Here is a 7,423-nt window from a genome sequence, read left to right on the forward strand (position 1 = left end):
AATCAATATTTTTTTGATATATATTGAAAAATACTACAAAAGTTAATTCAGCAATCAATATTAAAATACAAGCGATATTAAAAATAACTCTTGATAAAACCTTACCTAGTGTTGAAATAATACAATAAACACTTGCTATATATCCACAATATTGCATATCAAATCTAATACCTTGAAATATAGAAGTAAAAAAATCACTCAAAGTAAAATCATAATGTGACAATAAAAATCCAAATCTAAATAATAAACAAAGAATTACAAAAATAAAATAAGTTAAAAATGAGCGGACAACTACATTCATTTAAACACCTTTCATATTTAAAAGCCAAAAAGTCTAGCAAAATAACCTAAAAATAAGCAAAAATTAATAAAATGGCAAAAAACACTAATTTAAGGATTATTTATGAGCGATTTTTACAATCCAAAAGAAATTGAAAAAGATTATTATGAATTTTGTAAACAAAAAGGCTATTTTGAAATAGATGGAAATAAAAACATTCAAGAAAATGGCAAAAACTTTGCAATTATGATGCCACCGCCAAATGTTACAGGTGTTTTACATATAGGACACGCACTTACTTTTACACTTCAAGACATTATTACAAGATATAAAAGAATGGATGGCTTTAAGGTGCTTTATCAACCAGGCTTAGATCACGCAGGCATTGCCACTCAAAATGTAGTTGAAAAGCAACTTTTAGCAAAAGGGATTAAAAAAGAAGAGCTAGGGCGTGAAAAGTTCATAGAAAAAGTATGGGAATGGAAAGAGCAAAGCGGTGGAGCTATAGTTAAGCAAATGCAAGCACTAGGCATTACTCCTGCCTTTTCAAGACTTCGTTTTACTATGGATGAAGGGCTTCAAAATGCTGTTAAAAAAGCTTTTGTGGACCTTTATAATAAAGGCTTAATAGAGCAAAATAACAGAATGATAAACTGGTGCACAAAAGATGGAGCATTAAGTGATATTGAGGTTGAATATGAAGAAAATAAAGGCAAACTTTATCATATAAGATATTTTTTAAATGATAAGGATTATTTAGTAGTTGCAACTACTAGACCTGAGACTTATTTTGGCGATACTGCCGTAATGATAAATCCAGAAGATGAAAGATATAAGCACTTAGTTGGTAAAGAAGTTACGCTGCCTATTATAAATCGTAAAATAAAAATCATAGCTGATAGCCATGTTGATATGAGCTTTGGAACAGGAATTGTAAAAGTAACACCAGCTCACGATAATAATGACTATGAAGTAGGACTTAGACATAATTTAGAGTTTTTAACTATTTTTGATGAAAATGGAATTTTAAACGAGCATTGTGCTGAGTTTAAAGGACTTGAAAGACTTGAGGCTAGAAAAATAGTAGTTGATAAACTAAACGAATTAGGCTTTATTGAAAAAATTGAAGACTATATAAATCAAGTTGGACATTGTTATCGTTGTAAAAATATCGTTGAGCCGTATATTTCTAAACAATGGTTTGTAAAAACCGACATTGCAACAAAAGTTATAGAAAAAGTAAATAATGGTGATGCTAAGTTTTATCCAGCTCATTGGATAAATAGCTTTAATGCTTGGTTAAGAGAATTACGCCCTTGGTGTATCAGCAGACAACTTTGGTGGGGACATCAAATTCCTGTTTATTATTGTGATGAGTGCGAACATATTCATGTAAGTGAGAGAAAGGTAGAAAAATGCGAAAAATGTGGCTGTGATAGTATCACTCAAGATAAAGATGTACTTGATACTTGGTTTAGCTCGGGGCTTTGGGCATTTTCAACTCTAGGTTATAACAATGGCGATTTTGGTAAAGGCACTTTATGGAATGAAAGCGATATAAAAGACTTTTATCCAAATTCGCTTTTAATTACAGGCTTTGATATATTATTTTTCTGGGTATGCAGAATGTTATTTCAAAGTGAAAATGAGCTAGGCGAAATCCCATTTAAAGACATTTATCTTCACGCACTTGTAAAAGATGAAAACGGACAAAAAATGAGTAAGAGTAAAGGCAATGTAATTGACCCACTTGATAGCATTGATAAATATAGTGCTGACATTTTACGCTTTACTTTAGCACTTTTAGCCGTTCAAGGAAGAGATATTAGAATGAGTGAAGATAGAATGATTTTAGTTCGTAACTTCACAAATAAGCTTTATAATGCGGTAAATTTCTTACTACTTAAAGGTAAGGATTATAAGATACTAGGTAGCTATAAAACAACACTAGGTATTTATATGAACGCAGAATTTCAAAAATGCGTAAATGAAACTCGCAAAAACTTAGATGAATATAGATTTAATGATGCTGCTATGAATATTTATAAGTTTTTATGGGATGAGTTTTGTGATTATGGAATTGAGTTTAGCAAGGCTGATGAGAGTAGTATAGATGAGCTTGCTAGTGTGTTTTTAAATGCTATGAAATTGCTTAGTCCATTTATGCCATTTATTAGTGATTATTTATATCATAAATTAGGCAGCACAAGTATTTTTGAAAACGGCTCAATTATGGTAGAAAAATATCCTAAAATAAATGAGATTTCAACCACTGAAGAGCAAATTATCAAAAACTACGAGCTTTGTAAAGAGGCGATTAATAGCCTAAGAAGTATCAAAAAAACAGCAAATATTACTGATAAAAACGCTCCAGCACAAATTATAAGTGAGCATAAATTTGATGAATATTATCTAAAACTTATAGCAAAATTAGCTAAAGTTGGGGATTTAGAGCAAAGCGAAAATGTAAAAGAAAGTTTTAGCGTAAATGTAAGCACGAACCTAAAAACCGCTATTTTTATAGATAGCAAAGCACTTGATGAAATGAAAGCTAAGTTAGAAAATAGATATAAAAAAGTTCTAGCAGAATACGAAAAGCTAAACAAAATGCTAAGTAATGAAAAATTCGTAGCTAACGCACCAGCACAAGTTGTAGAACAAAACAAAATTGCTATGCAAAAAGCTGAAAACGAATTAAATGAAATAAAAGCTGAATTAAATAACATAGGATAAATTATGAATGAATATATCTTAAAAATCACTTGCCCTGATAAAAAAGGACTTGTGGCTATTATCTCAAATGAGATTTATAAGGCGGGATTTAATATAGAAAGTAATAATGAATTTGTAAATAGCGATACAAATTCTTTTTATTTTCTAGCGATTTTAAGCTCAAGTGAAAGTGTAAAAGATGATTTTATAAATAATTTAAAACAGATTTTAACAGACGCACAAATCACATTTAGCCCAAAAAGAAAGAAAAACATAATAATCCTAGCGTCAAAAGAACTTCATTGTTTAGGTGATTTGCTACTTGCAAACTATGAAGATGAACTAAATGCGAATATATTAAAAGTTATGGCAAATCACGATTTAAGCGATTTTGTGAAGAGATTTGATATAGATTTTAGCCTAATTGATACTAGCAAAGATAAAGAACTTTACGAGCAAGATATAATTCAAGAGATTAAAAAATACAATGTTGATTATATAGTATTAGCAAAATATATGCGGATTTTAAGCCCAAATTTTGTAAATACTTTTAAAGATAAAATCATCAATATTCATCATTCTTTTTTACCTGCATTTATCGGTGCAAATCCATATCTACAAGCTTATGAGCGTGGAGTTAAAATCATAGGAGCAAGTGCGCATTTTGTAACGGATAATTTAGATGAAGGACCTATCATTTTTCAAGACATAGTTAGAGTAAATCACACTTATAATTCAAAAGATTTAAGAAAAGCAGGTAAAAAAATAGAAACTCTAGTGCTAAGAAATGCCCTTGAAAAAGTGTTTGATGATAAAGTATTTATTGCAGGTAATAAAACAATTATATTTTAAAAAATTTTGAAAATACAATTAGGGTTTAAGTTTTTAAACCTTAATTTTATTAAACTCCTTAGCTTATTAAACACATATAATAATTTTTGATTAGTTTTAAAATTATGCTAATTTTTACGATTTTAAATTCTTTTAATCTAAACTTTTTTATCATATAAATTCTCACCATTTTTATAAGCTAAAAATATAGCTAATAAATCTCTTTCATCTTTAATATTTTGAATATTAATTTTACTAAGTATTTCTTCCATACTTTCACGAGTGCTTGTGCCTTTTACTTCTATTGGTTTAAACTCATCTTTTTTAAGCTCTTCGCTAGTTTCTTCTATATTATCTTTTAGATTTTCTTGCTTAAGCTCGTTTATACGCTTTAAGTATTTTTTCTTAAATTCATCTACACTAATATCACTTGCAAAAAGTTCTTTAATCTCATAATCATAATTAGCAGTGTAATCGTTATTTAAGGCATTTTCTTTTAAAAATGACTTAATATCCTTTGCCTCATCATCGTTTTGAAAAAGCTTAGAAATAAACATCTCAGGATGAAGCCTAGCATAACCAAAATCTCGCATATAAACATAAAATATAGAAATATCACTAATATTTGTCGATGCATTATTGTTACTTATATTATTGTTTTCTTGACTATCATTTTTACCTTTAAATAAAGCGATATTACTTAATTCTTTTAAGTATTTATTCTCTTCTTCTGGTGTTTTTGCTTTTTGATAATCTTTATAAGCGTCATTCCAATTTCTTAGATTTAAATCATTAAAATTAATTTTCATTTTTTACTCTTTTGATAAAAATTAAGATTTTTAAATTCTTTTATTTCAAACCCTTTTATCATATAAATTCTCGCCATTTTTATAGGCTAAAAATATAGCTAATAAATCTCTTTCATCTTTGATATTTTGAATATTAATTTTGCTTAAAATATCTTCCATACTTTCACGAGTGCTTGTGCCTTTTACTTCTATGGCTTCGAATGGTTTTTTTATCTTTAGTTTGTTCTTCTTTTTCTTCTTGTTTAATTTCTTCTTTAGATTGCGATATTTTTAAATCTTCATCTGTATTAGAAAAAATACTTTTCATTAATTTATTTTTTTCTTCATCATTTATGCTATCTGAAGTTAATTTATCTAAATTTTTAAAAAGTTTATTTAGAGTTTTTACTAATTCTTCTGGATCAATGTCTGGAGTATTTTCCCATTCTATTTTTCTTTGTTCTACAATATCAGGGTCTAATGCTCCAAATAAAGCTAGATTAAGTATTTCACTTTTATCTAAATTTCTATCATTAAAAGGATTATAAGTCGGATCGTTTTCTAGCTTTTGCTGAGCTAGTTTAAGATATTCTAAACTAGCCTTTCCATCTTCATAATAAGGTTTATTAACTTTGCTTTGATTATTCATATAAGTATTTGAAAAATTATTTACTCCATTAACCATCATAACAAATCCTTATACTTTCATATCAAATAAACTTATATTTTTTTGGCTGTATTTTAAAGCCGCTTGTAAAAACTCTTCAAATGTTTCATAACTATCTATATCTTTAGGAGCTTTTAGATTTTTACCACTTAGCATTTCATAAGCTAGTTTTTCATACCAATTTAGTATTTTTTTATATTCTTTTGCTAGTTCTTCACTTCTTGCTCTTTTAAAATCTTGTGATAATCTATTTGCTTCATCAGCTAAGTATTTTGGCATTTTTGAAATATCGCTTTGAGTTATTAAACCTTTTGCTACCATAGAATTAAGTGGTTTTGCGACATTTTGTGCGAATTCTTTATAATCTACAAATCTATCCCCGCCACTCATCTTGCCCCAATAAGTTCTCTCGCCTTCTACTAAAAAATGATTATTTCTTAATACGGCTATTAATATTCCACCACGACTTACATCTCCTTGATTGTTTTTATAATTATCGCCTTTAGCGTCCCATAAAATAGAATAACCTTGAGAAAAACTATCGCTATGCACGGGAAACATATCCATTTTGCCATCACCATCATAATGAAATAGTGTATCAGCACCCTTTATTCTTTGAAAATCTCGTGCATGAATATTCTTATCATTATAATCTTCAAAATTATATCTAGTTTGTAAAATCTTGCCTACACTAAAGGTACTATTATCTATCTCAAACCCACATGGCAAATTGTTAATATCTTCTTTACTAAAAAATTCTTTAGAGTTTAAAAAATCTTCACTTACAACTTGGCTTAAGACTTTATAAGCATTTCCAACGCTTTTTGCTATATCAATTTCCATAAATCTTTTACCTATTATATGAGCTTTATTGTTTTGTTCTACTAAAGATTTTAAACTATCGCTGTGGATTTTATAATTATCCGGAATACCTGCGGCTTTATTAAAATCACTTGTAAAAAAGCCATCTTTATCAACTCCGTATCCTAAAACAACTCCTACCTTTTTATCATCTGCTTTATTATCTACTTTTTTAATCTCGTTATTTGTTTCTTTTTTGCTTATATTGGTTATTTGATATGTTGAATAAGAATTTATTTTCATAATTATTCCTTTATTTTAAATTCTTTTATCATATAAATTCTTGCTATCTTTATATGCCATTAAAATAGCTAATAAATCTCTTTCATCTTTTACTTTGCGTGGGTCAATCTTACTTAAAATCTCTTCCATACTTTCACGAGTGCTAGAGCCTTTTACTTCTATGGGTTTTCTTTTTATATTCTCATCTTTTTCGGAATTTTCTTGTGAATATTTCTCTCCAAAATTTTTTTCATAACCATTTTGCTCTTTGTATAAATCAACTTCTATTTTTAAAGCCAAATAACCGATTTTAAATTCATCTAAATCATCAAGAGCAAATAAATCCATAAGCCTATCCATAAAGCCACCGCTCCCACAAAAAACATCTCCTAGCTTTATATTGCCTTGAGAAAATCTGCTTAGATAAAACTCAGGCACGCTAGTATCTCCAAAATTTGTATCATTAGTAGCAAATCTAACGCCCACAATCTCGTTTTGCTTTAAAAACTCTAAAAGTTTTAAATCGTTTTTAATAAATGCTTGATTATAAATATTATTAGCTTTTGTATTTATTTGTAAAGCGTCTAACTTAGAAAGAGCCTTTTTGTCATCGTTTTCGTTGAAAAATGCAGGGTGTAAAGAATTAATCACTTTTACCATTTCTTCAGCTCCGACACTCTTGCCCGTTTCTATCCAGTATTCTCGCTCTTTTTTATTCATTCCATAAAAAAGCATACCTTCCATAAACTCGCTTTCAAGCATAGCGTGAAGCTCTGGATGCTTAGATTTATTTACACCCAAAAGTATTCTTTGTGTATTATTTGGCTCATAAGTTCCACATTCATCTTGTGGAACATCTTTTAATAAATTCATAACTTGCTCTTTTATATTATCTTTAGGAGTTTGAGTGGTTGGAATTTGATTTTTAATATTTGTTTGATAATTTATATAATTGTTATTTGTTATTTGCATTTTAAACCCCCGTTATTTTTCTATATCGGTAGGTTTAAAAAAATATTAATAGATATTTAATTTATATCTGAACTCTTTTATAAAATTTTT

General features: G+C 28.4%; 7 protein-coding genes. 2 read left to right on the plus strand and 5 right to left on the minus strand.

Going from position 1 to position 7,423, the window contains the following annotated elements; translation table 11 throughout:
* Window positions 1–301: hypothetical protein (locus KJQ99_RS08110; protein WP_214150497.1), on the minus strand; the 301-nt coding region annotated here is incomplete at its 3' end.
* A gap of 102 nt (window positions 302–403) precedes the next feature.
* On the opposite strand from KJQ99_RS08110, the gene KJQ99_RS08115 reads away from it, so the two are divergent.
* Together KJQ99_RS08115 and purU are read left to right on the plus strand one after the other, a co-directional pair.
* Window positions 404–3,013: a valine--tRNA ligase gene (locus tag KJQ99_RS08115; RefSeq protein ID WP_214150498.1), complete on the plus strand. Its 2,610-nt coding sequence runs from the start codon at window positions 404–406 to the stop codon at window positions 3,011–3,013.
* Between the two features lie 3 nt (window positions 3,014–3,016).
* Window positions 3,017–3,844, plus strand: coding sequence for a formyltetrahydrofolate deformylase (gene purU, locus KJQ99_RS08120; protein ID WP_214118690.1), 828 nt, complete (start codon window positions 3,017–3,019; stop codon window positions 3,842–3,844).
* 137 nt (window positions 3,845–3,981) lie between these two features.
* Here purU and KJQ99_RS08125 read toward each other — a convergent pair whose 3' ends face one another.
* The 4 genes from KJQ99_RS08125 to KJQ99_RS08140 all read right to left on the minus strand — a co-directional run bounded on the left by KJQ99_RS08125 (window position 3,982) and on the right by KJQ99_RS08140 (window position 7,333).
* Complete coding sequence (locus tag KJQ99_RS08125) at window positions 3,982–4,632, minus strand: hypothetical protein (protein WP_214150499.1); 651 nt, start codon at window positions 4,630–4,632, stop codon at window positions 3,982–3,984.
* A gap of 163 nt (window positions 4,633–4,795) precedes the next feature.
* Window positions 4,796–5,299 (minus strand): hypothetical protein, encoded by a 504-nt coding sequence (locus KJQ99_RS08130; RefSeq protein WP_214150500.1) that lies wholly within the window; start codon window positions 5,297–5,299, stop codon window positions 4,796–4,798.
* Between the two features lie 9 nt (window positions 5,300–5,308).
* Window positions 5,309–6,382 carry a Cj0814 family flagellar-dependent secreted protein gene (locus KJQ99_RS08135; RefSeq protein ID WP_214150501.1) on the minus strand — a complete coding sequence of 358 codons (1,074 nt, stop codon included), beginning with the start codon at window positions 6,380–6,382 and terminating at the stop codon, window positions 5,309–5,311.
* A 15-nt stretch (window positions 6,383–6,397) separates the two neighbouring features.
* On the minus strand, window positions 6,398–7,333 hold the full coding sequence (locus tag KJQ99_RS08140) for a hypothetical protein (protein WP_214150502.1): 936 nt from the start codon (window positions 7,331–7,333) through the stop codon (window positions 6,398–6,400).
* Window positions 7,334–7,423 lie beyond the last annotated feature (90 nt).

Origin of the sequence: Campylobacter sp. 2018MI13 (assembly GCF_018501135.1) — a bacterium.
Taxonomy (GTDB): Bacteria; Campylobacterota; Campylobacteria; order Campylobacterales; family Campylobacteraceae; genus Campylobacter_E.

Bases quoted from the DNA above. Each gene is read 5' to 3' on its own strand.
- purU (WP_214118690.1), top strand. From the start codon at position 3,017: ATGAATGAATATATCTTAAAAATCACTTGCCCTGATAAAAAAGGACTT.
- KJQ99_RS08140 (WP_214150502.1), bottom strand. From the start codon at position 7,333: ATGCAAATAACAAATAACAATTATATAAATTATCAAACAAATATTAAA.
- KJQ99_RS08135 (WP_214150501.1), bottom strand. From the start codon at position 6,382: ATGAAAATAAATTCTTATTCAACATATCAAATAACCAATATAAGCAAA.
- KJQ99_RS08115 (WP_214150498.1), top strand. From the start codon at position 404: ATGAGCGATTTTTACAATCCAAAAGAAATTGAAAAAGATTATTATGAA.
- KJQ99_RS08130 (WP_214150500.1), bottom strand. From the start codon at position 5,299: ATGATGGTTAATGGAGTAAATAATTTTTCAAATACTTATATGAATAAT.
- KJQ99_RS08125 (WP_214150499.1), bottom strand. From the start codon at position 4,632: ATGAAAATTAATTTTAATGATTTAAATCTAAGAAATTGGAATGACGCT.